Source organism: Oscillatoria nigro-viridis PCC 7112 (assembly GCF_000317475.1).
GTDB lineage: Bacteria > Cyanobacteriota > Cyanobacteriia > Cyanobacteriales > Microcoleaceae > Microcoleus > Microcoleus nigroviridis.
In genome coordinates this window covers 1,473,463-1,498,451 of the sequence record NC_019729.1, presented here as the reverse complement: position 1 = coordinate 1,498,451, position 24,989 = coordinate 1,473,463, and the positions used below count along the sequence as shown (strand labels likewise).

The 24,989-nt window shown below is 46.3% G+C and carries 23 protein-coding genes and 1 tRNA gene; 11 read left to right on the top strand and 13 right to left on the bottom strand.

Going from position 1 to position 24,989, the window contains the following annotated elements:
* Window positions 1-344 precede the first annotated feature (344 nt).
* The 7 genes from OSC7112_RS06410 to OSC7112_RS06380 all read left to right on the top strand — a co-directional run bounded on the left by OSC7112_RS06410 (window position 345) and on the right by OSC7112_RS06380 (window position 6,953).
* Entirely contained in the window at window positions 345-842 is a 498-nt protein-coding gene (locus tag OSC7112_RS06410; protein ID WP_015175149.1) for a DUF2231 domain-containing protein, read from the top strand.
* Window positions 839-1,444 carry a DUF2231 domain-containing protein gene (locus OSC7112_RS06405; RefSeq protein WP_015175148.1) on the top strand — a complete coding sequence of 202 codons (606 nt, stop codon included), beginning with the start codon at window positions 839-841 and terminating at the stop codon, window positions 1,442-1,444. The genes OSC7112_RS06410 and OSC7112_RS06405 overlap by 4 nt, the downstream gene beginning before the upstream one ends.
* Before the next feature lie 43 nt (window positions 1,445-1,487).
* Window positions 1,488-2,273, top strand: coding sequence for a cytochrome c oxidase subunit II (locus OSC7112_RS06400; RefSeq protein WP_015175147.1), 786 nt, complete (start codon window positions 1,488-1,490; stop codon window positions 2,271-2,273).
* Window positions 2,274-2,280: 7 nt separating this feature from the next.
* Window positions 2,281-3,945 (top strand): cytochrome c oxidase subunit I, encoded by a 1,665-nt coding sequence (locus tag OSC7112_RS06395; protein WP_015175146.1) that lies wholly within the window; start codon window positions 2,281-2,283, stop codon window positions 3,943-3,945.
* Window positions 3,946-4,163: 218 nt separating this feature from the next.
* Complete coding sequence (locus tag OSC7112_RS06390; RefSeq protein WP_015175145.1) at window positions 4,164-4,832, top strand: cytochrome c oxidase subunit 3; 669 nt, start codon at window positions 4,164-4,166, stop codon at window positions 4,830-4,832.
* 317 nt (window positions 4,833-5,149) lie between these two features.
* Window positions 5,150-5,392 (top strand): hypothetical protein, encoded by a 243-nt coding sequence (locus OSC7112_RS06385; protein WP_015175144.1) that lies wholly within the window; start codon window positions 5,150-5,152, stop codon window positions 5,390-5,392.
* 88 nt (window positions 5,393-5,480) lie between these two features.
* On the top strand, window positions 5,481-6,953 hold the full coding sequence (locus OSC7112_RS06380) for an NAD(P)/FAD-dependent oxidoreductase (protein ID WP_015175143.1): 1,473 nt from the start codon (window positions 5,481-5,483) through the stop codon (window positions 6,951-6,953).
* Between the two features lie 19 nt (window positions 6,954-6,972).
* Here the strand turns inward: OSC7112_RS06380 and OSC7112_RS06375 are convergent, their stop codons facing one another.
* The 6 genes from OSC7112_RS06375 to OSC7112_RS06350 form a co-directional block, all read right to left on the bottom strand.
* Window positions 6,973-7,308 (bottom strand): hypothetical protein, encoded by a 336-nt coding sequence (locus OSC7112_RS06375; protein ID WP_015175142.1) that lies wholly within the window; start codon window positions 7,306-7,308, stop codon window positions 6,973-6,975.
* A gap of 13 nt (window positions 7,309-7,321) precedes the next feature.
* Complete coding sequence (locus OSC7112_RS39435; RefSeq protein ID WP_190274338.1) at window positions 7,322-7,492, bottom strand: hypothetical protein; 171 nt, start codon at window positions 7,490-7,492, stop codon at window positions 7,322-7,324.
* A gap of 37 nt (window positions 7,493-7,529) precedes the next feature.
* Window positions 7,530-7,603 (bottom strand) — tRNA-Pro (locus OSC7112_RS06370).
* A gap of 37 nt (window positions 7,604-7,640) precedes the next feature.
* The gene (locus tag OSC7112_RS06365; RefSeq protein WP_015175141.1) at window positions 7,641-8,009 is read right to left on the bottom strand and encodes a DUF1818 family protein; all 369 of its coding nucleotides are present in this window, start codon (window positions 8,007-8,009) and stop codon (window positions 7,641-7,643) included.
* A 372-nt stretch (window positions 8,010-8,381) separates the two neighbouring features.
* The gene (locus OSC7112_RS06355; RefSeq protein ID WP_015175139.1) at window positions 8,382-9,029 is read right to left on the bottom strand and encodes a hypothetical protein; all 648 of its coding nucleotides are present in this window, start codon (window positions 9,027-9,029) and stop codon (window positions 8,382-8,384) included.
* Window positions 9,030-9,281: 252 nt separating this feature from the next.
* Window positions 9,282-9,512, bottom strand: coding sequence for a DNA-directed RNA polymerase subunit omega (locus OSC7112_RS06350; RefSeq protein ID WP_015175138.1), 231 nt, complete (start codon window positions 9,510-9,512; stop codon window positions 9,282-9,284).
* Between the two features lie 80 nt (window positions 9,513-9,592).
* On the opposite strand from OSC7112_RS06350, the gene OSC7112_RS06345 reads away from it, so the two are divergent.
* From OSC7112_RS06345 to OSC7112_RS06335, 3 genes are all read left to right on the top strand, one after another.
* Complete coding sequence (locus tag OSC7112_RS06345) at window positions 9,593-10,285, top strand: GDSL-type esterase/lipase family protein (protein WP_015175137.1); 693 nt, start codon at window positions 9,593-9,595, stop codon at window positions 10,283-10,285.
* 156 nt (window positions 10,286-10,441) lie between these two features.
* A complete protein-coding gene (locus tag OSC7112_RS06340; RefSeq protein ID WP_015175136.1) occupies window positions 10,442-12,013 on the top strand; it encodes an HNH endonuclease family protein in 1,572 nt (523 codons plus the stop codon).
* 408 nt (window positions 12,014-12,421) lie between these two features.
* Window positions 12,422-13,675 (top strand): S-layer homology domain-containing protein, encoded by a 1,254-nt coding sequence (locus OSC7112_RS06335; protein WP_015175135.1) that lies wholly within the window; start codon window positions 12,422-12,424, stop codon window positions 13,673-13,675.
* Between the two features lie 127 nt (window positions 13,676-13,802).
* Here OSC7112_RS06335 and OSC7112_RS06330 read toward each other — a convergent pair whose 3' ends face one another.
* The 7 genes from OSC7112_RS06330 to OSC7112_RS06300 form a co-directional block, all read right to left on the bottom strand.
* Window positions 13,803-14,486 carry a pentapeptide repeat-containing protein gene (locus tag OSC7112_RS06330; RefSeq protein ID WP_317623932.1) on the bottom strand — a complete coding sequence of 228 codons (684 nt, stop codon included), beginning with the start codon at window positions 14,484-14,486 and terminating at the stop codon, window positions 13,803-13,805.
* Window positions 14,468-15,817, bottom strand: coding sequence for an LCP family protein (locus OSC7112_RS06325; protein ID WP_015175133.1), 1,350 nt, complete (start codon window positions 15,815-15,817; stop codon window positions 14,468-14,470). The genes OSC7112_RS06330 and OSC7112_RS06325 overlap by 19 nt, the downstream gene beginning before the upstream one ends.
* A 14-nt stretch (window positions 15,818-15,831) precedes the next feature.
* On the bottom strand, window positions 15,832-16,179 hold the full coding sequence (locus OSC7112_RS06320) for a DUF6717 family protein (protein WP_015175132.1): 348 nt from the start codon (window positions 16,177-16,179) through the stop codon (window positions 15,832-15,834).
* 424 nt (window positions 16,180-16,603) lie between these two features.
* Window positions 16,604-17,779, bottom strand: coding sequence for an aminotransferase class V-fold PLP-dependent enzyme (locus OSC7112_RS06315; protein WP_015175131.1), 1,176 nt, complete (start codon window positions 17,777-17,779; stop codon window positions 16,604-16,606).
* 70 nt (window positions 17,780-17,849) lie between these two features.
* Entirely contained in the window at window positions 17,850-18,461 is a 612-nt protein-coding gene (locus OSC7112_RS06310; RefSeq protein WP_015175130.1) for a molybdenum cofactor guanylyltransferase, read from the bottom strand.
* A 145-nt stretch (window positions 18,462-18,606) separates the two neighbouring features.
* Window positions 18,607-19,671 (bottom strand): anthranilate phosphoribosyltransferase family protein, encoded by a 1,065-nt coding sequence (locus OSC7112_RS06305; RefSeq protein ID WP_015175129.1) that lies wholly within the window; start codon window positions 19,669-19,671, stop codon window positions 18,607-18,609.
* Window positions 19,672-19,867: 196 nt separating this feature from the next.
* The gene (locus OSC7112_RS06300; protein WP_015175128.1) at window positions 19,868-20,971 is read right to left on the bottom strand and encodes a LysR family transcriptional regulator; all 1,104 of its coding nucleotides are present in this window, start codon (window positions 20,969-20,971) and stop codon (window positions 19,868-19,870) included.
* 612 nt (window positions 20,972-21,583) lie between these two features.
* Between OSC7112_RS06300 and OSC7112_RS06295 the strand changes: the two genes are divergently transcribed.
* Window positions 21,584-24,976 carry a PAS domain S-box protein gene (locus OSC7112_RS06295; RefSeq protein ID WP_223300773.1) on the top strand — a complete coding sequence of 1,131 codons (3,393 nt, stop codon included), beginning with the start codon at window positions 21,584-21,586 and terminating at the stop codon, window positions 24,974-24,976.
* Window positions 24,977-24,989 lie beyond the last annotated feature (13 nt).

Here is a 24,989-nt window from a genome sequence, read left to right as displayed (position 1 = left end):
GACGCACCTAATTAATTTAACTAGCAACTTGCGTTAAGCGTCTATTTCTAAGGGTAGAATTTTTTGACACTCGTCGATAACATAAAATTACATATTATTTTAATATTTAAAAAATGTTTTATGTGGTACATAGGAAATTTTAGGTCATTAGTGTGTCAAAAATATGACCAGCGCTCGCCTTAAAACTTTAGAGAGTTGAAAGCCGAATGGCTTTAGAAGGAATGGTTGTTTTTTCGCCTTAGATCAATCTTTAGATAGATATGTTTGTTTAGAATTAGTCTCAATCTGTATTTAGAGAAATCCCTATCAGCTCTCCGCCGGGAGCAAGTCCCGTAAAAAAAGCGATGCCTCTGCCTCTGCCTCTCAATAACGCGAATCTACCTTACCCAGATCCGCTCCATCCCATCATCGTTCATTTCGCGATCGCGATGGTGTTTTTCTCCTTCTTCTGCGACGTGGTGGGCTATTTTACCCGCAATCACCGTTTGTTAGAGGTAAGTTTCTGGAATATGTTTGTTGCTTCAGTCAGTATTTTCCTCGCCGTCATCTTTGGTCAGTTTGAAGCTGGTTTGGCCCAACCTTACGAAGCCGTCAAGCCGACACTGAATTTGCACACAATTACAGGCTGGTCGCTTTCGGCAATTCTTGTCGCAATTACCGCATGGCGATTCGCGATTCGCGCCCGCAATCCGCTGAAGATACCTGTTCCGTATCTAGGTGTAGCAACATTTTTAATTTGTTTAGTATGCTTTCAACAATATTTAGGTACTCAGTTAGTTTGGGTATACGGGCTGCACGTAGAGCCAGTAGTTGAAGCAACAAAAAATGGAGTCTTACAATGAACTCCCAACTTATCGAGCAGTTGTGGTTCAAGCTAGGTGCGAACGGATTACCCTACGAAGTGCCTATTCATCCGCAGCTAGTGCATTTCACTTTGGGTTTATTCATTATTGCCATAATTTTTGATATTGCAGGAACGCTGTTCCGGTTTGAAAAACCAATCCTCAAATTTTTGGCTCTGACTGCTATTCGTTCCAGCTTTTTTGATGTTGGTTGGTACAATCTTTTAGCTAGTGCTGCGATCGCGTTTTTTACTGTCGCGGCGGGCTTTTTTGAGATGATGCTGGCAAACCCACCCACAAATATGAAAAGTGCCTGGGGGTTAGGGGCTGGTACAACGATGCTGTTGCACGGTATCGGCGGGATTTTACTGTTAGCAGCGATCGTTGCCATGACCGTGTGGAGGGGGTTACAGCGCTACCGTTGGCGCAAAGATGCCACGATCCAAGTGCAGTGGAGCTACTTGTTGGTGGGTATTGCCATGTTGGGACTGTTATTTGTTCACGGAACATTAGGAGCGCAGATGGGAGATGAGTTCGGGATACATAATACGGCTGCAGGCTTAATCCGACAAGGTAAAAATCCCAATTTGCTACTCAAATGATACCAAAAAAGCTACTACAAGAAGTGATTTTACAGGGGATGCGATGAGGAAAATTTTCGACGCGCTATTATTAATGGTTTTTATCGCGGTAATTCTGGTAATAGCCCGCTGGATTGGAGACCAAGCATACTCTTGGATGCCTGTTCAGGCAACCGCAGAAGCGGAACGAGTCGATCGCATATTTAGCTTTTTAACCTCCGTGGGAACGTTCATCTTTTTGGCGATCGCAGGCACGATCGGATACTCAATTCTCATCGGTCGCGCGCCCAAGGGAGACTGGAGTCACGGTCATCCTGCCAGAAGCGATGTGAGGCTGGAAATCCTCTGGACTGCCGCCCCTACTGTGCTGGTGTTGTGGCTGGCGCTTCAAAGTTTCAACATTTATCAACAACTAGAGATTGAGGGTCTAAAACCAGTGGTGCATCTGCACCTATTGGCAGAACCTGCTGCTGCTGCAACAGTCAAAAACAACACTCAACCTGTGGCTGAAAATATTGAGGTTGTTGCTAAACAATGGGTTTGGTCTTTCCGCTACCCAAATAATGTTATCAGTAACGAATTACACCTAAAAGTAAATGAACGTACCCGCTTAAATTTGCATTCCCAAGATGTGATTCACGGTTTTTACGTACCTGAATTTCGGTTAAAGCAAGATATCATTCCCAACCGCAACATTGACATTGTGTTAACACCAACTAAAATCGGCAAATTTCACCTGCGCGATTCCCAATTCAGCGGCATCGACTTTGCTTTGATGGTGGCAAATGTATATGTTGATTCAAGTGAAGCTTATAGTCAATGGCTTTCTCAAGCTGCTACCCGTAAATAAAAAATATATGACAAATAACTCTATCGAAATTACTGACGACTCCGAAAATCGCAACAGCGAACCTGATACCAACTGGCGGGAGTATTTCAGCTTTAGCACCGACCATAAAGTGATTGGTGTTCAGTACATGGTGACGACCTTCATTTTCTTTTTGATTGGTGGACTATTCGCGATGATTATTCGCGGCGAACTGCTTACTCCCGAATCAGATTTGGTCGATCGCTCTTTATATAATGGCTTATTCACCTTGCACGGCACGGTGATGATTTTCCTGTGGATTATCCCATTCAATGCTGGCCTTGCCAACTACTTAGTGCCGTTGACGATCGGGGCAAAAGACATGGCGTTTCCGGTTCTGAATGCGATCGCTTTTTGGATAATTCCCCCAGCCGGTATCCTGCTACTATCGAGCTTTTTAGTACAAGGTGGGCCTCCCCAAGCTGGCTGGTGGTCTTACCCGCCAATCAGCCTCCAAAACCCAACCGGTTATCCCATCAACGGCGAATCAATTTGGATACTGAGTGTAATGCTTCTGGGTATCTCATCGATTATGGGGGGAGTCAACTTTATTACTACGATTGTTTGGATGCGGGCACCGGGGATGACGTTTTTTCGGATGCCGATTTTCGTTTGGACAGTTCTCAGCGCCCAGTTGTTGCAACTAATTTGTTTACCTTCCCTGACGGGCGCGATCGTCCTGTTATTTTTCGACCTCACTTTTGGCACAAATTTTTTCAAACCCCTCGAAAATGGCGACCCAATCATCTATCAGCACCTATTTTGGTTCTACTCCCATCCGGCAGTTTACGTGATGGCGCTGCCTGCTTTCGGCATCTTTTCGGAAATTCTACCCGCCTTTTCTCGCAATCCTTTGTTTGGCTATCGATCGGTTGCGATCGCCTCTTTCGGAATTGGTTTAGTCAGCATCTTTGTCTGGGTACACCATATGTTTGCCAGTGCTACACCCAATTGGATGCGGATACTATTTATGGTTTCCTCAATGTTAGTTGGCGTGCCTACTGGTGTCAAAGTATTTGCTTGGACTGCCACCGTTTGGAACGGCAGATTGCATCTTTTAACCCCGATGTTATTTGCCTTGGGAGGTGTAGTCATGTTTGTTTTCGGTGGCATTACTGGCATCATGCTTAGTTCTGTACCGTTTGATATTCATGTCAACAATACCTACTTTGTGGTAGGTCACTTCCATTACGTCGTCCACAATACAATCACAATGGCAATCTTTGCGGCGATTTACTTCTGGTTCCCGAAGATAACCGGGCGGATGTACGCGGAAGGCTGGGGAAAAGTGCATTTCTTTTTAACTTTGATCGGCGCTAATCTTACTTTCTTCTCCATGCACCCATTGGGTTTACAGGGCATGGTACGCCGTGTTTCCTCTTACAATCCAGAGTATCAGGGGTGGAATATTGTTGCTAGCTTGGGGGGCTTTTTGTTGGGGATGTCTACGCTGCCGTTTATTGCCAATATGGTCGGTTCTTTGCTATTAGGTAAAAAAGCACCTGACAATCCCTGGCACGCTACAGGATTGGAGTGGAAAACTTCTTCACCGCCACCGAGGGAGAACTTTGAGGAAATTCCTGTTGTCAATGAGCCACCTTATAACTACAACACCTCTAAAGCGATACCAGAGGCTGCCGTTACTCAAGAATAGATGAGGCGAGAGGGGCTTTGATATCAACTTAACATCAAACATCGATCGCCCCTAGCCCCACTTAATCAGGGGGTAACAAGAAAGAGCATTCAAAGTCCCCCTCCGGCGGGGAATTTAGGGGGATTTAGACTTAAGTAAAAATGATGCAATTACGTTAAAAAACCGGGTTTTTGCGTAAGCCCAAAATCCCCAATCCCAAATCCCAATTCATCGCAGTCATGTCAAATCCTACACATCATCATATAGACGAAAGCCCGATCCGTTTCGAGCGCCTAGTACAGTCCCTGCCTAATTGGTTGCAAAGGTTCTTGCCAATTGGTGGCGGGCTGGCTCACGATCATCATGGTAAAGGGATGTTCGGCGTTACCGTATTCCTACTGTCGGAGAGCCTAATCTTTCTCAGTTTTTTCTTCACCTATATTGCGCTCCGATTGACCCATCCCAATTGGTTGCCACCCGGCGTCAAAGGGCCGGAATTGTCTCAATTTATCATTTTTAATACAGTAGTGCTGCTTTCAAGTAGCTTCGTTATTCAAGCCGCAGAAAACGCCCTCAAGCGCCATAAAATCATTCAATTTCGCTGGCTTTTGGCATTGACTTCTGGGATGGGAATTTACTTTTTAGTTGCTGTGGCGATCGAGTGGAGTAACCTCAACTTCGGGCTGACGGAGGGGCTGATGGGTGCAACATTCTACCTGCTGACAGGCTTCCACGGGCTGCACGTGCTTGCGGGCATTATCTTGCAGTTGCTGATGCTGGCTCGTTCCTTCATTCGGGGCAACTACAATAAAGGTCACTTCGGCGTCAGTGCAAGTACCCTGTTCTGGCACTTCGTTGACGTGATTTGGATTGTCCTATTTTCGCTGATATATCTCTGGCGAACTTAGCAATTTACTATCTCAAGATGGATGGTTGTTTGTTACCAAATCGTATTTAAATATTGCTATATAGCTTTTCTCAGGTAAATTAGGTGATCGCGGGCCTTGGCACAACAGGGCATTTGGTATTGGTGGTTCCTTGTCCCGCTCCGAATAGAATTGCGCGTACCTCATTTTCTTGAAAACCGTTATATTAAGGAGATGAGTTTGCAGATACGGTACTAGGAAGAAAAGCCACTAGGAAGAAAAGCAGATTATGAAATGTTTGTTACCGCTATAACCCCAGGCTTTCTTACCTTTTTCGCTCAAATTCAAGGAGCTTTTTTATGAATTGGCTAGCTCAAAAATTACCAGAAATCATCGCAATTTACTTTCTCGCTGCTGCTGAATCTGTTCAAAAAGATCCGCTAATTGACAAACGCGGAGAAACCATTGTGGACCTTGGCGTTGTCCTCCTGGCGGTTAGTTTAGTGATGGCTGTCAAGATTATTAGCCCGAAAGTTGAACACGCTATTCTGCTTGCTATCTTTCTCAGCTTGGCATTAATTACTTTCTTTTTCATTAAATAGCAGAAGTCGCGTTGCAGCTCCGATTTTCAATTCACTGTCAACTGTCAACTCTCAACTGTACTCTCAATTACTGGAGAAAAATGATTGTATGAACAACCCAATTTATCAGACTGTTATCCTTGGCGGTGGTTTTGCTGGTCTGTTTACAGCTTTGCATCTAGCGCATGAACACTATCCTCGGAGCGTCATCCTAATTGATAGCTCTGAACGCTTTTGTTTTAAGCCTTTACTTTATGAGTATTTTAGTGGCGAGATGGACGCTAATCAGGTTGTACCAACTTTTAAGGAACTGCTTGAGGATAGCGGTATCATTTTTGTGCAAGATACGGTTCAATCGATCGACCTCCATGAACGGGAAGTCAAATTAACTTCCGGGGACTGCTACAACTACAGCAACTTAGTATTAGCTTTAGGTAGCGTTACGGGCTATTTTGGCGTTGAGGGTGCTAAAGAATATGCCTTTGATTTTCGCACCCAAGAAAATGCGATCGCCCTCGATCGCCACCTGCGCGACTGCTTGCAGCGAGCCGTTCAAATCGAAGACCCCGAACAGCGTCGTCGGCTGCTAACTGTAGCTGCGATCGGTGGCGGGCCAAGTGGTGTGGAAATGGCAGCCACTTTAGGCGATTTGCTACCTCATTGGTATGAGGCATTGGGAGGTAATCCTCAAGAAGTCCGGGTGGTACTAATCAATCACGGCAACGAAATTCTCAAGGGTGATATTAACAGTCATTTACGCGAAACTGCCGAGCAAGAATTGCAAAAACGCGCCGTACCAGTAGAGTTAATCGCGGGAGCAGAAGCGACCGCTATTCGTCGAGATTCAGTTGAATACAAGCGCGATGGAAAGTCTGAAATATTATCAGCATCTACCGCGATTTGGACAAGTGGAACTGCTACACATCCACTGATTAAAAACTTGCCGATTCCCGACGAACACCGCGACAAACATGGTCGCTTACACGTTACTCCCACTTTGCAGTTGCCCGATTTCCCAGAAGTTTTTGCAGGTGGTGATTGTGCGGTGGACGTGCAATCATCAACGGTTGAGGGCCACGAGTACAAGCATATCGAGCTGCATCCCGAACTCATATCCTACTCATCTGAACCGCACAAGGATACGAAACCTCTGCCTGCCACAGCCCAAGTAGCCTATCAGCAAGGAGCTGCGATCGCGCATAATCTGAAAGCGATCGCATTAGGACATGAGCCAAAACCAGCTCAAGTTAACCTACGCGGAACCCTCCTCAAACTAGGGTTAGAAAATAGTGCCGCTAACATTTACGACGTTGTTGAAGTGACAGGCGAAGTCGGTCATCTGATTCGCCAAGGCACTTATCTAGAACTATTGCCAACTCCGGTTCATAACTTCAAAGTCACTACAGACTGGCTAAAAGACGAGATATTCCACGAACACATGAATTCTGGTGATGGGGTAAAGCAAGCTGTCCAGGTTGCTCAAGTTGTTGGTGGAGTTGTCGTGGGCGCTATAGTTGCCAAAAAATTGCTGAATATGCTAAGTCATGACGATCGAGACCAGAAATCCCGATCGGGAATCTGAGGGCGCAAGCCCGTAGTTTTTAGCTCTGGGGCTTGGATAAAGCGCGTAACTCATCCCAAGAGTAGTGCCGGGGCAACTCAATCTCCTGGTTATCGGCTCCCAAGTCCAATCCTATGGCCTCGTTTACCTGCTCAGCTACTTCTGCGGTCAGTTCTGCGAGGGCATTTCCGGCGATGCTACCGGCGATCGCCCCCGCCACTGCTCCCAGCGTTGCGCCCGCGCGCCCACCGACTGAACCCCCTATTGCGGCACCGGCAACACCACCGCCTGCTGCACCAAGACTTGTGGCGAGGGGATGGGAAGTAGATTGCTCTGGAGTGGAGTCGGGGTTTTCATGATGCTGTTTGTCGTTCACGATCGTTTTTTCCTTAGCTTAGAACTACAAGACTTGCACTTATGATGACCGGAACCTGCGATCGAAGCGCCGGTAGGGACACGGCAATGCCCATTGGTGTCAAGTTTACGATCGATACCTGTCGGGTACTTTCTTTTTGAATTAAATCTACAAGTTTTTTAACGGCTGCTGCGAAATCTACCAAAAATAATGGAATCCTTAGTGTATAAGGATTCCATCTATCGGAGCGGCGGGATTTGAACCCACGACCCCTACTACCCCAAAGTAGTGCGCTACCAAGCTGCGCTACGCCCCGACAGCTTTAACAGCTTAGCATAGAATCCCCGAAAAAGTCAAAAAACTTTTAAAACTTTTGCGGTCTGCACCAAACTCGGAACCGCAGCCGCCGGCCAAAAACCCTCGCACCTCCTGCCAGCATTCAAGATCAATTGCACGCTGTAAGCTTCGGGATAGCCTTCCACCTGCACCCACAGCAAGTCGCTTTCGGCTTCAATGGCGATTTTTTCCTCGTCCATTAACTCAGAGGCGATTTGACTCATTGTGCCGGCCAATTGCCCCAACAATCGGCAAAAATCGTTCAACTCAGCCTCCGTGAGTTCGATCGCCCAACCGTCGCCAGCCACCAAACCCTGAAACTCCTGCGCCTCCGGGTTCCATCCCAAACGCCACCCAACACCCGTTTTAATTACACGTTCCACCATTAAGGGATTTTAGATTTGAGATTTTGGATTTTAGATTAGTAGGACTTATCTCAATTCCGGTTGCATCGGAATAGTCAAATCCAGTCAACAGTTAACAATCACGGATGGTGCAACCGGAATTCATAGAACTCATCTGCGTTAATCTGTGTTTATCTGCCCTCATCTGCGGTAAAAAAAATATAATTTCTCGGGCCGCAGATGACAAGGGATTCACGCCCATTTACGCAGAGGTCGAGAATAGAGATAGGAATAATTCCGATGCTAACAGATTTGATATTACCCATAAATAGCAAAGAAACCGGGTTTTTTACCATTTTCAAAGGTCGGGATGCAATATTTTCGTAAAAACCCCGGTTTCTGCATTCCTGAGTATTAAGGTGCCAGCAACTTCGCATCTCCGGGCTGGGGTTGAGGTATTGTCGGTGTGTTCGATCGCCCTTGTGGTTTTTCCCCCGCCGCCGGTGTGCGCCCACCCCCGGAATTCTCCGTAAAAACATCAACCAAAGCTTGAACCAAAGCATCCCGCTGTGCTCTATTTAACCTTTGAATAGCCGCGCGATCCTGTTCCATTGGATTCGATCGCAAAACGTCCTTTCCCGGATACACGCTTTCTACCAAATAATCGGGAGTCGCCCCCAGATAGTCAGCTAAACTCAACTTCCAATCAAAGCGGTAATTGGGCGGCCGTCCTTTGACAAATACGTGATATCGAATCAACCGCCCGACTAAAGTATTGGTAGGATCGACTTTTCCTGTTTCCTTAGAAATGTAGTTATTCTCCATCGGGAAATCCGGCAATTTTTCGTACACCAATTTCCACGCATCTTGCACCCTCACTTGCCGCGGCGCAGATTGTTGAGCCACCCGCTGCACTGAGGGCGACTCAGAACTCCGCAGCAGCGAAGGTTCCAAAGCTGACATACTCAGTTCCCCGGATTCTAATACCCAACTCAAAAGCGTGAAAATCGCTACACTCAAAGTAACAAACAGAAAACTTAAGCCCTGCTTTAATCTATTCACGGTTTTGACAAGAATTTCAAAAATAGAATAATTTCATAAACTTAGCCGCCAGGAGATTTCCTAGTTTATAATTTTACGATTTACGATCGTCAACCCGGTTTCTTAGCAAAATCAGAGGTTTCTTAACGAGGTAGCTAGGAATAAACCGGGTTTCTCGTCCCGCGCGCCCAAGTCTAGTTTGAAAAAGTTGTGAGTTTTGAGTTGACAAAAATTGCTGGCAATTCACCACTCAAAACCCAAAACTCCCAAAGTCTAGATGTCTCCGATAATTTCCGGCTGAGTCAGTTCGTCCGACATCTCAAATATCGCCCGCATTACAGGTTTCATTTGATGGTCGTCCATATTGTCAAAATCTTCATACCGACGGCGTTTTGCGCGGTTCGCCACCTGCACCGTAATCCGATAGCGGTTGGATGCACCGTTAATCAACTCTTCCGCGCGACGGGTTAGCTGAGTTGAATCGAAGGTTGGACGCTTAACCATGAGACTACCTACTTTATGTAATGTTACATTCTAGTCTAGTATGTCAAGATTCATAATTTATTAACTGAGTATCATTGCTTATGCAGGTAGCAACAGCCTATTCCTTTGGTCACTTGCATCGGGGAAATTCTCATCCCCTCAAATTGGTTGCTTTCGGTGACAGCTTAATCTACGGTTTCGGCGACGGTGTAGGCGGTGGCTGGGTGGAAAGATTGCGGCGCCAGTGGATGTTACCGGAGAGTGCAGGACACGTTTTATACAATTTGGGCGTTCGGGGCGATCGGGCTTATCAAGTCTCCCAGCGCCTGGAAAACGAGTTTCGGCACCGGGGCGAGCTCAGAAACCGCGTCCCGGATGCGATTATTCTTTCGGTAGGTCTCAACGATTCGGCGAGAGTGCAGTCACCTACCGGGCGCAGCTACACTGATTTTGAACATTTTAAAACTGTTTTGGATCATTTGTTAAACCTGTCCCAACAACTTTGTCCGGTGATATTTGTCGGGATGGTGCCGGTGGATGAAAGTAAAATGCCTTTTCAAGATTGTTTGTATTACAGTCATGCTGACCAATATCGGTATAAAGAGGCAACGAAATTAGCTTGTCAGTTGCGGGGAATTCCCTATTTAGATATTTTTGATAAATGGATAAATCGGGGCAGTGATTGGTGGCGATCGCGCCTGATTGCTGACGGGCTGCATCCCAATGCAGCGGGGTATCAATCTTTATTTGAAGATGTGACAAGTTGGGAACCGCTAGCCTCCATTAGTCATTAGTCAGTAGTCATTAGTCATCATTGCTAATTTGCGCGACATTCTGAAGATGCCCTTAGCCTCTAGATTGAGCGAAATTAGCCTGACTTGCACCGCTCAAACGGAAGATTATCAAGCGAAAACTCAAAAACTACTAAAAAGTAACAATCGGTACTTAAAATGGCAAAATCATCCAAAAATTCCCCAGTTAGTCTAGATGCACTTATTCCCCGAGAAGCATTTGAAATTAAAGATCAGCAGGAACGCAATATGGGAAGAAGTATCCTCACTATGGGTATTCGCGATCTAGAACAAGGTTCCTTCTTTTATCCATATTTACGAAAACCGGATTTTCAAAGAGAAACTAATGAATGGGATGCAGAAAAAATCTGCGAGTTCATTGAGAGTTTTTTAGATGGAGATCTCATCCCCGCAGTTATTCTTTGGCGAGGTAGTAGCCACTATTTTGTCGTTGATGGTTCTCATCGACTGAGTTCGTTACTTGCTTGGATTAATGATGATTATGGGGATGGTAAGATTTCTAAACAATTTTATGATGGCAACATCACTGACGAGCAGAAAGAGGCAGCAAAAGAAACTCGCAAACTAATTAAAGAGAAAATAGGAGCTTACAAAGATTATCAATCATTGACATTACAACCAGGTAAAGTTAACCCTAAAATGCAGGAAAGAGCTAGGAACTTAGGAGCTTCAGCGATTTCACTTCAATGGGTTGAAGGTGATGCTATGAAAGCGGAGGAATCTTTTTTCAAAATAAACCAGAAAGCAGCCCCGATTAGCGAGACTGAGATGAGGTTGCTACAAGCACGCAAAACACCTAATGGTGTGGCGGCGCGTGCGATCGTGAGAAGTGGTAACGGTCATAAATATTGGTCGGAGTTCTCTGAACAAAAACAGGATGAGATTGAAACAGTAGCGCAAGAAATACACGAACTTATATTTCAGCCCAAACTTTCAAATCCCATTAAAACATTAGATGTACCAATTGTGGGGAATCTTTCATCGTCGGATAAACTGGAATTAATTTTAGAATTTATAAATATTGTCAATAACATATCAACCGATAATGAGTTGGGAGAAGATTCAAAAGGCGATAAAACCATTGAGCTGCTAAAGCAGTGCAAAAAAGTGGCTCAAAGAATCAATAGCAACGATCCTTCATCTCTGGGTTTACATCCACTGGTATACTTTTATACTCAACAAGGAAAGCCAAAAATTGGTTCCTTTTATGGGGTGGTCAGTTTAATTTTACATTTACAACAGACTAAATCCTGGTCTAAATTGATAAAGGTAAGAAAAGACTTTGAATGGGTAATTTGGAATTATGATATGGTTCCACAACTTGTTGCTAAGAAGAGTGACGCATTACAAGCTAGAGAGCTAGTGAGAGACTTCTACTTAGAAGTCATTAATAAGTTGTCAGGAGGTGTAGATAAAAAAAATGTTATCACAGAAATAAAATCCGGTGATAAAAAATTTACAACTTTGAGAATTCCAAAGAAAGCCGACACTGGTGAAATTCAGAGTAAAGAATTTTCTAGAGAAACCAAAGCATCTGCATTTATTAGAGATGCTCTACCAGGCTGGCCAGTTTGTAAAATTTGTGGAGGGTATCTGCCTAGCCGATTTAACAGTATCGACCATATTACAAGAAAAGCTGATGGGGGTTTAGGAACTTTAAAAAACGCACAATTAACTCACCCCTACTGCAATACTACCTATAAAAATTGAAAAAAAACTTGTGTTCGATTTAATGTAGAGCCAAAATATTGCGATCGCCGATAGTTAAATTTTAGCGACAGGCAATTGCTTTTTTGTTAAATCAATCTCATACAATTTGGTATGCGCTCGCGATCGCATATCAAACCGCTTTGTCCGTAAATCCTGTTAATTGCAGAGACAAGGTAGATAAGGGAGATAAGCAACATAAGGATTTTAAGGGATTTAAGCTTTTTTAAATTCCACACTAATAATAAAAATATTTATTTTAAAATACCGTATCTTCCCCGCACTAAAAATAAAAGCATTCAATAATGATTACATAAGTGAGGAAAAAAGCAAGTTCGGGCAGAATCAATCAGCCTATCAAAAGCTTGCTTGTCCTCAATAAAAAACTTGTGTAAATTGGAGAATCAAAAAATGTCTGTATTACATCGCATTAAATCCGGTACATCTGTTTTATTAACATTGGGAACAGTTGCCGGAACCGCAGCGCCGATGCTAGCTCCCGCGCCTGCTTTTGCTCAGACAGCTTTTTCGGATGTTAATAATAACTACTGGGCAAAAGACTTTATTCAAGATTTGTCAGAAAGAGGCATTATCAAAGGATTTCCCGATGGCAGCTTCCGCCCGGATGCACCGGTAACGCGGGCTGAATTTGCGGCAATGGTGCGTTCTGTGAAAAAGGCAAAAACCCGCGCTGCTGTAAGGTTTGTCGATGTTCCGTCTAATTTTTGGGCAAGCGGGGCGATCGCCGAAGCTTACGAAATGGGATGGATGTCTGGCTATCCCGGCAATGTTTTCAGACCCACACAGCAGATTCCTCGCGTTCAAGTTGTAGTCGCTTTAAATAATGGAATGGGCTATGAGCCTACCTGCAATTTTCAAGATGTTCTCAGCTACTATAATGATGCGGGTGAGATTCAAAGTTATGCTGTCAAAAGCGTTGCTGCTGCTACTGAAAAACAGTTGGTTGTCAGCTATCCCAATCCTAAATCTCTCAAACCCAACAAGTCAGCAACGCGAGCTGAAGTAGCTGCTTTTATCTATCAAACATTAGTGAGTACCAATCAAGCAAGAGCAATTAATTCTCCTTACATTGCCAAGATTGATGTTAGCGAATCTGTTGCTGTGCAAATTCCCAAGGGGGTGACTATCCCAATCGAGTACACAAAAGGCAAGATTTTGCTCGCCCCTAATGACAAGTCTCCGATTACGCTGACTGTAGCTGCTGATATCGCGGGCAATAACGGCCAAGTGCTGATACCGGAAGGCTCGAAAATTAGCGGCGAATTGCGATCGACTGCTTCGGGCGTTCAGTTTGTGGCTCAAGAATTAAGTATCCTCAACGGCAACAGAGTGCCTCTCAATGCCACTTCGCAACTGATTACTAAGAAAGAAACTGTTACCAAGGGCGTTAATGTTGGCAATCTGATTAAGAATACGGCGTTGGGTGCAGCAGCAGCGGCGGCGATCGCAGGTGTTACGGGCGATCGGGCGATCGCGACTGAAGAGGTGCTCGGCGGTGCGGGAATCGGGACTTTGATCGGGGTGTTTTTGGGTAGAGATAAAGTCGATTTGTATGCTGTTAATCCCGACACCGATTTAGATTTGCTGTTGAATTCCGATTTGGTAGTTGCTACTGCCAGCACAGGCATTTGTAGCGCTCGATAGAGCCGATACTTGGAAATTTGCTCAAACCCCTCGCCTTGCTGGAGAGGGGCTTTAATGTGCGTATTTTACCTTGCTACAGGTGCATCTAATCAAATAATTACCCAGGGATTTTTTTTAGTGTGAATTTCTACGGACATCCCAAACTTTCGCGGGTAGAAACTCCCGTCACGGGATTGACACCATCTGCTTTCTCGCACAGGATACTCACTTGATAAGCGTCGATAATCGCGTCACTAAAATCAGCGCCGGAAATTGCAGCATCAAAAAACCGAGTTCGAGTCATAATTGCCTCGGTAAAATTAGCATTCGTCAAATTAGCGCCGTCGAATGTAACTCTATCTGCCAAAGCGCCGGAGAGGTTGGCACCTGACAAGTTGGCATTCAGCAAAACTCCTTTAGTCAAAATCGCATTAGTTAAATCAGCACCTTGAAAATTTGTTCCCCGCATTTCAGCGGCCACAAATGTTCCCCCCGCTAAATCCGAGTTGGAAAAATCGCGATCGGACAAATTAATATTTGTGTAATTAATATTTGTTTTCGGCAGGGCAAATGCCGGAGTAGCACTCAGCAGCACCCACGCACAAGCCAACACTAAACTTAAAACCAGGCTGAGGAAAATTCGGAAAACACTTTTCATGATGATGGGAATGGGGAATTGGGCATAGTTGACTGTTGACTGTTGACTGTTGACTGTTGACTGTTGACTGTTGACTGTTGACTGTTGACTGTTGACTGTTGACTGTTGACTGTTGACTGTTGACTGTTGACTGTTGACTGTTGACTGTTGACTAATTAAAATCGCTTTACCCAATCTTCGCCGACGCGAAGTGTCAAGTCAGAATTAATTTCACCGGTAGAAGATGCTTCAAGTTTACCGCCACCTAATTCTTTTTGCAGTAGATTTGCTGCCTCTAAATCGCCTTGCTGAACAATAATTTGACTTTGACGCTGCTTCTGGGGCGAATCCTGCACTACAGATACATTAAAAAAGCCTTTTTTTGTGAGAAATTCACTAACGGTTTTGGCTGCTGTCGGTTTGCTAGAAGCGTTTTGGACGGCTATTTTGAGGTTTTTGGGCAAAACAGACTCGGTTGGATTGCGAAATCGTCCTTGTGCAAAATCCGGCACGCTCTGGTTGAAATATTGTGTCATAATGCGATCGCGCCCGAGCGCATCTACCATCCAATAACTCCTCAAATCCCCTGTTTCTGAACTAGAACGTCCAGGCAACATTACCATTTTAAAATTATCTCGATCCAATTGCAAACCGAAATTTGCCAGCGTCAATATTTCCTCATAATTTAGGTTTGTATCCACATATTTTTGCATCAATCGAACAATTTGTGGCAAGCGCACCAATACTGATGGACTTGCGAGGCGGTCTCGAATAGCTTGAATTAAAGATTGCTGCCGCTGAATGCGGCCGATATCTCCTAAACCGTCGTTGCGAAATCGAGCAAATTGTTCTGCTTGTTCTCCGTTGAGAGTTTGCCATCCCTTGCCTAAGTTTATTTTTAACTTTTGAGCGGTATCTGTATAGGACATCGCGCGAGGTACAAATACCTCAACTCCGCCCAACAAATCGACTAATTCCCGAAACGCATTGCTGCTGACTCGCACGTATCTTTCAATTGTCGTATTGTTCAGCATACTGCTAACCAATCGCGTTGCCAAAGCGGCTCCTCCTCTAGCATTGGCTTCGCTAATTTTGCTGAAGCTAATTCCGGGAACTTCGACTTGAGTATCTCGCGGAACTGAAAGCAAACTAATAGATTTATCTCTAGGATCGAGGTGAAATAAGAGTATGGTATCGCTGCGACCGTTAAATATCTTAGGGGAATTGGCGGCAGCTTCCGGCACGCCGTCAATTCCCAAGATCAAGATATTAACTGACCGCGACAGGCGGTATCCTGAGCGGTTGGAGGATAGATAGTCAAAGCCCGTCGCCTCTAATACTCTATTGATAATTGGCGGTTCCACGGGAGCTAAAAGGGCAGTAATTGCCCCCAATGTGGCCGAGATTGCGGCTGTGAAAACTAGGAAAAATAGCCCCACTATATACAGGAAGAATTTAGGCTTTTTTCGAGATGTTTGATCGACTGGTGTAACAAAGTCTCTTTTAAAAATTGACAAGTTTTTCATTGACTTGCTGTTGATTATTGCAGTTTTTCAGCTTTGCAGTAAAACTTGGGCGGTGCTTCTGGAAAGTATTTGAACATAGCCGGACACAGCCAGCCTTCGAGATTTTTCGATTCCCACCGATACCAGTTACCGCCGTATTCTGCTTTCAACCACAGCATTTCTGCTTGATATCCGGGAAATGGATTGGCTGAAAATAAGAGTCGGAAACCTTGAGCGGCATTGGGAATGTCTGCGACAAGCGCGTTAATCATTTCGGGGACGCCCTGAACAAATGGTTCTCGGACAAGTCCGACTCGCTCGTCGTCAAAAACCCAGGTGTACTGTTCGCGATAGGGGTAAATTACCATCATGGCATTGGACATGGTATTCGCCTCTTTTGATTTCCTTTGTTTTGTCTGCGAAAATGCAAGTGTGGATACATTATATTATGTTGCGCGGAAGTTGTGCGCTATCCGATTTGACAACCCTGTTTTAACTTAGGAAATTTTGCGGGTTCTTTACAAATTTTATTCGGTTTGGGCGGATGGGTGAAGTTGAGGGCGATGGGGTTTTAGAGGTTTTTTGGGGAGTTTTTTATTTTAGGTAAATAGTAGCCCAATTAAACAGGAATAAAGGTGATTCCTGGCATAATTTTGACTCTTATTGTGCCTATTTGTCTAACCCTTACTACGTTTATAGTAAGGACGAATAATCTGTATTCTCCGAAACTATGAGAACCGACACCCTAACTACAAACCTATAACTGTTTGTAGCTGGGTGTGATGTTTCTTTTCGGGAAGCTCCAGCTCAAATTCTCGTCAGCTCAACCAGCGCCTTAGCTAAATATTGATACTGCGGCAAAGTATTGTATAACTGAGCCGAGAGCCTCACCAACTGCTTGCTAGCATCCGGCCAAGGAATCACCGGAACTTCAATTTTAAAAATCTCCCACAGCGCCTCTTGCAAAGGTGGAATTCCTCCCTTTGCAACCACATCAGACTGGGAGTCTGGCAGTGGCACAACTGCCATCGAACCCACCATTTCATCAGGACAAGGCAGTGGCAAATCTAATTTGTCCGCCAATATTTTTCTACCCGCCAATGCTAAAGCATGATTTTTCGCCATCAATTCCGGCCAGCCGCCGCTCAACAAAGAACCCATAAAATCAATAGCTACAGGCACGCACAAATAGGGACTCGGATCGACTGTTCCCATCCAGTCAAATTCTAGTTGAAAGCGGGATTTATCAGCGCGGGGCGAGTTAGCACCGTGACTGATTGTAGTTGGTCGAATGGCATCTTGCTTGTCGCGCCGCACGTATAAAAAGCCCGCACCTTTCGGCGCGCACAGCCACTTGTGGCAATTTCCCGTATAGTAAGCCGCGCCAATTTCATCTAAATTCAGTGCTACCATTCCCGGCGCGTGAGCTCCGTCTACCAATACATCCACGCCACGGTTAGCTAACTCACCGACTAACTGTTTGATGGGAAAGATTAAACCTGTTTGGCTCACAACGTGGTCTAATAAGGCTAACTTTGTTTGCGGTGAAACGCACTTAATTATTGCTTCAATAATTTGGTCGGGTGACTCAATGGGAAAGGGGACTTCTGCTACTATTACTTTAGCGCCTGTACGCTCGGCTACAAAATTAAGTGTGTTGCGGCAAGCGTTGTATTCCTGATTTGTAGTGAGCAATTCGTCTCCCGGAGAAAAATAGAGCGATCGCAAAACTGCATTTACTCCCGTGGTCGCATTCGGGACAAAGGCTAAGTCATCCTCACTCGCACCGATAAAGGCGGCTAACTGATTTCTTGCATTATCCAATAAGGGTTCAAATTCCCGCATTAAAAAGCGCAAAGGTTCTCTTTCCAGTTGTTCCCGAAAAGCGGTTTGCGCTTCCAGTACGGGAATCGGACAGGCCCCAAAAGAGCCGTGATTGAGGAAAGTTATATTGCGATCGAGCAACCAATATTCGTTAATCATTAGTCAGTAGTCAGTAGTCAGTAGTCAGTAGTCAGTAGTCAGTAGTCAGTTAACTGTCAACTGTCAACTGTCAACCGTTAACCATTTTACCTTTTAATTGCTCAAACTCTTCTAATGTATTGCAATTGGATAACATTACTGCTTCTCGTTCCCCTACAGGTAGAGGGATTGCGGAGATTTGATTTAACCACGCTTGAAAGGAACGTCCCCCTTTGTCAATAAAACTTTGCAAACTGGGCAGAGCTTTTTGGCGGTAGAAGCCGCACAAAGGCTCCCAGCGCGAATTTTGATAAGGCACAACTGCTAAAGTTGATGGGGGAAACTCTGTTAACTGACTTGCCCAGTTTTGAATAATCTGGGCATCCAACAAAGGCAAATCGCAAGCTAACAGTAAAATCCACTCGGCGGCAATTTCTGTCAATCCCTGAGTCAATGCAACCAAGGGCCCGGAGCCCGGATTGTACTCTACCAGAAATTGGGATGTTTCGGTTAAGGTCGATCGATAGCGATCGGGCCAAGCAGTCAGAACATAAACTTCGGGGGTTACAACTGCGGCAACTTCCAACGCCCGCTGCAATAGGGATTTGCCGTCAATTTCCAGCATAGCTTTATCCCTACCCATCCGCGAACTTTGACCGCCTGCAAGTACAATTACAGCAATTTGATGATTGTCATTAGTCATTAGTCATTAGTTATTAGTTATTAGTTATTAGTTATTAGTCAGTAGTTATCGCAAGAATTGCCTGTTTTGAACAGGCAAGATGCCTGTTCCACAATAATTATTGGAGATGTCTAGTAGTCAACTGTCAACTGTCAACTGTCAACTGTCAACTCAAAACACTAACGGCGTGGCTAACTTCCTCAAGTTTTTGCACGACTTGACCGCTATTCAACAAATTTTCTGCCTCAATCAAACCCGAGTTCATATCCAAACAAACTCCGCTGCGCCACAGATAAAATCCGCCGTTCCAGATAGCGGACTGCATCAATTCCGAGGGTTTTCCCAGCAACACTTCCTGCATTTGTTTGAATAACTCAGAGGCTGATTCCAAGGCAGGATTTGTGCTGCTAAAACCGTAATCTCCGTGGGATAAAAGCAGTCGCTCGAACTCGGCATCCGGCTTAGCAATGCCGATAATCGCAGTACGATCGCGCGGCAAATCGCAGCTTCCCTCCAATCCTTTGACTGTGGTATAATTTTTGATTCCCCGCAACTCAAAGGCTTGTTGAAACATACCTTCTGTGGGCGGGTGGACGTAACCGGAGATGACGTTAACGTCGCCGGTACAGGGACACCACATCAACTCCATTGTCGAAAAAGGTGGCCGTTTACCAATTTCGCGGCGGTAGGGAACTAAAGCGGCGGCTTGAGGAAAATGCTTGGGAAGGTAAACAAAACCCAAACCTGTATTGTCAAAAACTTGCTGGACTTTTTCTAAACTCAGTTTTCTCCAGTCAACTCCCAAACCGCGCCAAATTTCAATCAGGGGAATGCCTTCCTTGGTTGGCATGGTATCTCCCCCGTGCATGAGACTTGGCACGCCAGAGGCGGCTAAAATTAGGGCGGTTATTGGGCTAATTGGAGCCGTGCGCGATCGCCCGTCGTAAGCAACGCCAAACACGGCGACGGTAGAGACGGAAAACCCTTTTTCTCGGTTTGGGGGGGCAAGCACTGGCCCCAATTCTTCATAAGCATCGAGCATTCCGGCTAATTCTTCCCCAGTGGGCCGTTTAATGCGGTGGGAAATCATAAAAGCTCCGATTTGAGCCGGTGTTGCTTCCCCCAGCAGCATCATCCGCGTGGCTGCTGCTGCTTCGGATCGAGTTAAGTTTTCTCCTGTGTGTACTCCGCTGCCAATTTTTCGCAGCAATTCTCTAAATGCGTCACTCATAACATTTGAAGTTGGTAATTGGTAAGGGGTAATTGGTAGTATTTGAACCGTTTTAAATTTAAATTTTAGAACTATCTATTTAAAATTATCGAATTATACCAGTTACCAAAAAGCAGGCAATTGTTGGAAATATCCAAACCGTTATTTCATCAGTCATTCCCCATCTAAAATCTAAAATCTAAAATCTAAAAAGGTATTAACTCCCTGATTTTTCTAGCTTGATGACATCACATGGCGGCACAAATTCGCGTACCAGATTCCAGAAATGGGCGATCGGCGGAATTTGCATTCGATCGTGAGTTGTCACCAACACCACTTCGCGAGTCCAAGCGGGATCGGTCTGAGATGTTGTACCATTCTCAATCAGCCTTTTAGGAACAGGCAAGATGCCTGTGAAGCGAGAAAATTCATCTTTTGTGGAATGGGCATCTTGCCCGTTCTCGAGAATGGTGCAAGATGTTAGATCGGCCGCCGATTGACCGATCGCCGAAACCTTGGAATTTGACCGCTCTTGGGCGATCGACCGAACGGCTAAAGTGCGATCGGTTTTCGCCTCCACCAAAGCTGAATGCGGCAGCAAAGCAATCAATTCTCCCTGCCGCACCACACCCCGAAAAGCATCAAGAGTGTTGAGTTCCAAAACAGCATGAAGTTTAGCACCGATGCGTCCAAATTGTTCTTGCACCATCCGCTGCATTCCGTACCCGTCCTTAAACACCACTTGCGGGTAACAAATCAATTCCGGCCAAGGTACTCGATCGTACTGGGCCAGGGGATGACCCGCCGCCATCAACACCTCGATCGGCTCATTGTAGAGCACCTCAACCAACATTTCCGGGGCTTGAGTAAAATAGCGGTTGTTCATCACCACCGCGATGTCCACCAAACCGTCTTTGAGGACTTTCAGAGCTCGATCGCTACCCAGGGAAGTCACCCGCAACTGCACGTCTGGATAGTCGCGGCAAAACTTTTGCAGTACAGGCGGCAAATAAGCAGCGCAAACTGAATGAATCGCAGCCACGCAAAGTTCTGGCTGCTTTCCCGCCAGTAAGTCTCCCAATTCTTCTGCAGCATTTTGCCAAGTCTGACAGATTTTGCGAGCGTGAGGCAGCAGGCATTCCCCTCCCACAGTCAGTTTCGCGTGGGCCGTGCGGTGAAACAGCGACAAACCCACTTCCGCTTCTAATCCCTGCACTTGGCGGCTAATAGTCGATTGGGTTACGCCACACTTCCGGGCTGCTTGCTGAAAGCTACCAGTTTCAGCAACTGAAAGAAATGCTTGAAGCTGCTCTAAGCGCATGGAGGTTTAATTCGAGATGGTTTCAGAAATTTTACTGGAAGATAATCTGTGACATTAACCTATTTAGTAACAGAATTTAGTAGACTTTGATACAGGTACAGATTAGTTTTGATTCCAGGGCGAGAGGCGGGGATGCTTCGCTCCAAGCATCAATCTGCTCCGGCAGGATTTCTGAGCCTCCAAGTAGAGGTCGATTCTCCTATGTTGAAGGGATTTCTGAATCTGCAAACTTATCAAAAAATACATTCAATAAAGATGAATTTATCTAATTTTGCAAGCTTCTAGCTAAACCGTTTCAATGAACTGCACTCTAGAAACCCGTTCATCAAGTGCGCTCAATTGCTTTGTTTTTACGTAAGTTGTTTGTTCAAAAGATAGTATTGAATTTCCTACCTCCTTGGGAATTATAGTACCTGACTATCCCTAAACCTCTCAATAAATGTACGAATATTGCAGGAAGGTTCAAACCTACTGTGAACTTTCCTCCCCGGACTAAAGTTAGTTTTGTTTTATGTTTTTTTGTGTATAAACTAGAAATTAGCGGGTCAGCAACACAAGTGCAACTAGGATCGATCGCACAGGAAAGCCGAAATGTTGCCATTTATTAAGATTATGTCATTTAACCACAATTTTATTCCGCAAGATGGCTGTTGCCAGTGGCAACCCCAGTTGATGGGACTGCACGCGGTCAGCAATTTGTTAATTGCCTTGGCTTATTATTCAATTCCAGCAATTCTGACATACTATGCCCGGAAGCAGCGGGACGTGCCTTTGAGCAAGGGGTTTCTCCTATTGGGAGCCTGGTTTTTCTGCGGCGGGACAAATCATTTGATGCAAGTTTGGATGCTGGTGTATCCCAGCTACTGGCTGTCAAGTTCGATCGCCGCCTTAACCGCTATCATCTCTTTGTGGGCTTTAGCGTCCCTGATACCCCGGATTTCTCAAGTGTTGGCTTTGGCTGGGGCGGCCTATTTTCCAGGAAATACGGCGCTGGGAACTGAAAATGTCGATCGACTGCAAGCCGACTCTGCTATTAAAAATTCCGTCGCATCCCCCACAACCGAACTCCAGCAAATTAACGAGCAATTGCTTGCAGAAATAACACAGCGCGAGCGAGTCGAGGACCTCCTGCTTGACACTGTAGGCAAGTTGCAAGAAAGCGAAGAACGCTTCCGCGTTTTTCAGGAATTATCTCTAGACGGATTTAACGTGTTCCGCAGCATTCGCGACGAATCCACAATTGTGGATTTTGAATGGGAATACGTCAATCCCGCAGCGGGAAAAATTCAGCATAGTACCCCGGGCGAATTAATCGGCAAGCGATTGCTGCAAGTGCTGCCGGGCCATAAAGATAACAATTTGTTCGACCGTTACGTGCAAGTTGTAGAAACAGGAATTCCCCTCGATACCGAGATTTATTACAACAGCGAAGGCATTGTCGGCTGGTTTCGGATTATGACCGTTAAATTGGGCGACGGTATTGCTATTTCTTTTGGCGATATTACTGAGCGCAAGCAAGTAGAAGCATCCCTGCGCGAGGCGCTGCAAAAACTCACTTCTCATTTTGAGAATACTCCCCTAGCGGTGATTGAGTGGGATGAAAACTTTCGTATCAGCGGCTGGTCGCCGGCGGCAGAGAAGATTTTTGGCTGGGACAAAATAGAAGTTTTAGGCAAGCGTTTTAGCGAATGGAACTTTATTTATCAGGGCGATTTTGAAGAGGTAAAATCTGCAATTTATAGTTTAAAAAAACCAGAAAATCGCTGCAATGTAGTTCGGAACAGCAATTATAATAAGTACGGTTCGTTGGTACGCTGCGAATGGTACAATTCGGCTTTTTACAGCGATTCTGGACAGTTGATATCGGTGCTGTCTCTGGTTTTGGACGTGACGGAACGCTTTAAATTTCTGGAAGTGCTGCGACAGTCTGAAGAGCGGTTTCGGATTGCTGCAGAAAGTGCCAGCGATTTGATTTACGAATGGGATATCGAGACCGACATCGTGCTGTGGTTCGGTCAGGTAGACGAACATTTAGAGTACGAAAAAGGCGGATTTCCGAGGACAAGAGCAGCTTGGAACAAGATCTTGCACCCGATCGACCGCGATCGAGTTTTGGCCGCAGTCGATCGGTATTTGAGCGCGCCAGACAGTTCTGCCGCCCCATTTTTTCAGGAATACCGCGTTCAGTGCCAGCGGGGCGGCTTGCTCCACTGGATCGATCGGGGCAAAGCAGTGCTTGACAAACAAGGAAATCCCTGCAAATGGATCGGCGTGATTAGCGATATCACCGCTCGCAAAGAGGCCGAAGAACAGCGGAATTGGGCATTGGCGCGGGAACAGGCCGCCCGTCGCGAAGCCGAAGCCAGCGAACTGCTTTACCGCGTCCTCGCTGAAGCCATCCCGCAAATAGTTTGGAGTGCCAGAGCTGACGGCTGGTGCGACTACTACAACCAGCGCTGGTTTGAATATACTGGCTTGACGCTGGAGGAAACTCAAGGCTGGGGGTGGCAGCTAGCCCTGCATCCAGATGACGTGGAAAATTGCGTAGAAAGCTGGAAAAGCTCGGTGGAGACAGGGAAGACTTACGAGGTGGAATACCGCTTTAAACGGGCATCTGACGGGGCTTACCGCTGGCATCTGGGCAGGGCATTGCCCGTGCGGGACGCTGAGGGGAAAATTCTCAAATGGTTCGGGACTTGTACGGATATTGACGATCGCCAGCGATCGGCCCAGACAGCCTATTTTAGCGCTCAAGCTTTGGCTTTGCTGTCGTCGGCTTCCCTGGATTACGAGGAGGCGCTGCAAGGTTTGGCAGATTTAACAGTACCCGCGCTGGGGGATTGGTGCTGCGTGCATTTGCTCGATGCCGACGGCTCGATCCGCTTGCAAGCAGTTGCTCACTCAGATCCGAGCAAAGTCGCTCTGCTGTGGCAAATCGATCGGCGTATGCCGCTCGACCCCCAGGGACGGCACGGAGTAGCAAAGGTGCTGCGGACTGGTGAGTCGAAGCTCTACCCAGAAATACCGGAATGGGTGATCCAGGCTGTTGTGCCGGACAGGGAACTGCAGTTGGTGCTGCGATCCCAATCCCAGGTGCTGTCGGCAATCTGCGTGCCGCTGATCGCTCGCGGGCGGACGCTGGGAGCGATTTCGCTGCTGTGCGGGGAGTCGGGCCGCCGCTGCGGGCAGGAGGATTTGGTTTTGCTGGAGGATTTGGCGCGGGATGCGGCGGTGGCGATCGACAATGCCCGGCTTTACCGGGAAGCAGCGGAGGCCAACCGGATTAAAGACCAGTTTTTGGGAACGCTTTCTCACGAGTTGCGGACGCCTCTGAACGCCATTTTGGGCTGGGCGCAGATGCTGCGGCAGCGCAAGTTGACTCCCGAAAAAACGGCCGTCGGTTTGGAGACTATTGAGCGAAACGCGCGGTTGCAGACTCAGATGATTGAGGATTTGCTGGACGTTTCCCGGATTGTGAGCGGCAAAGTGTGTTTGAAGCTGTTCCCGGTGGATTTGGTGCCGATTGTAGAAACGGCGGTGAAGGCGCTGCTCCCTGATGCTGAAGCTCGGGGAATTGAATTGGCGAGTTTTTGCGGCGAAGGGGTGAGCTCGGTGAGGGGCGATGCTACTCGTTTGCAGCAGGTGGTGTGGAATTTGCTCTCGAATGCTATTAAGTTTACGCCGCCGTCGGGTCGCGTGGAAATCACGCTCTCGGAGGATGGGAAACCGGGAGCAGCCGGTGGCGCTATCTTGTCTGGGCCGTCTCCGGTTCACTCTGTTTCGATCGTTGTCAGAGATACGGGAATTGGCATCAGCAAGGAGTTTTTGCCCTTTGTGTTCGATCGCTTCCGCCAAGCTGACAGCACTTCTACGCGCAATTACGGCGGGCTGGGACTGGGATTGGCGATCGTCCGCCATCTCGTGGAACTCCACGGCGGCACTGTCTGGGCCGAAAGTCCTGGGGAAGGACTCGGCTCGACTTTCGGAGTGCGGCTGCCAATTTAGTCAGTTGTCAGTT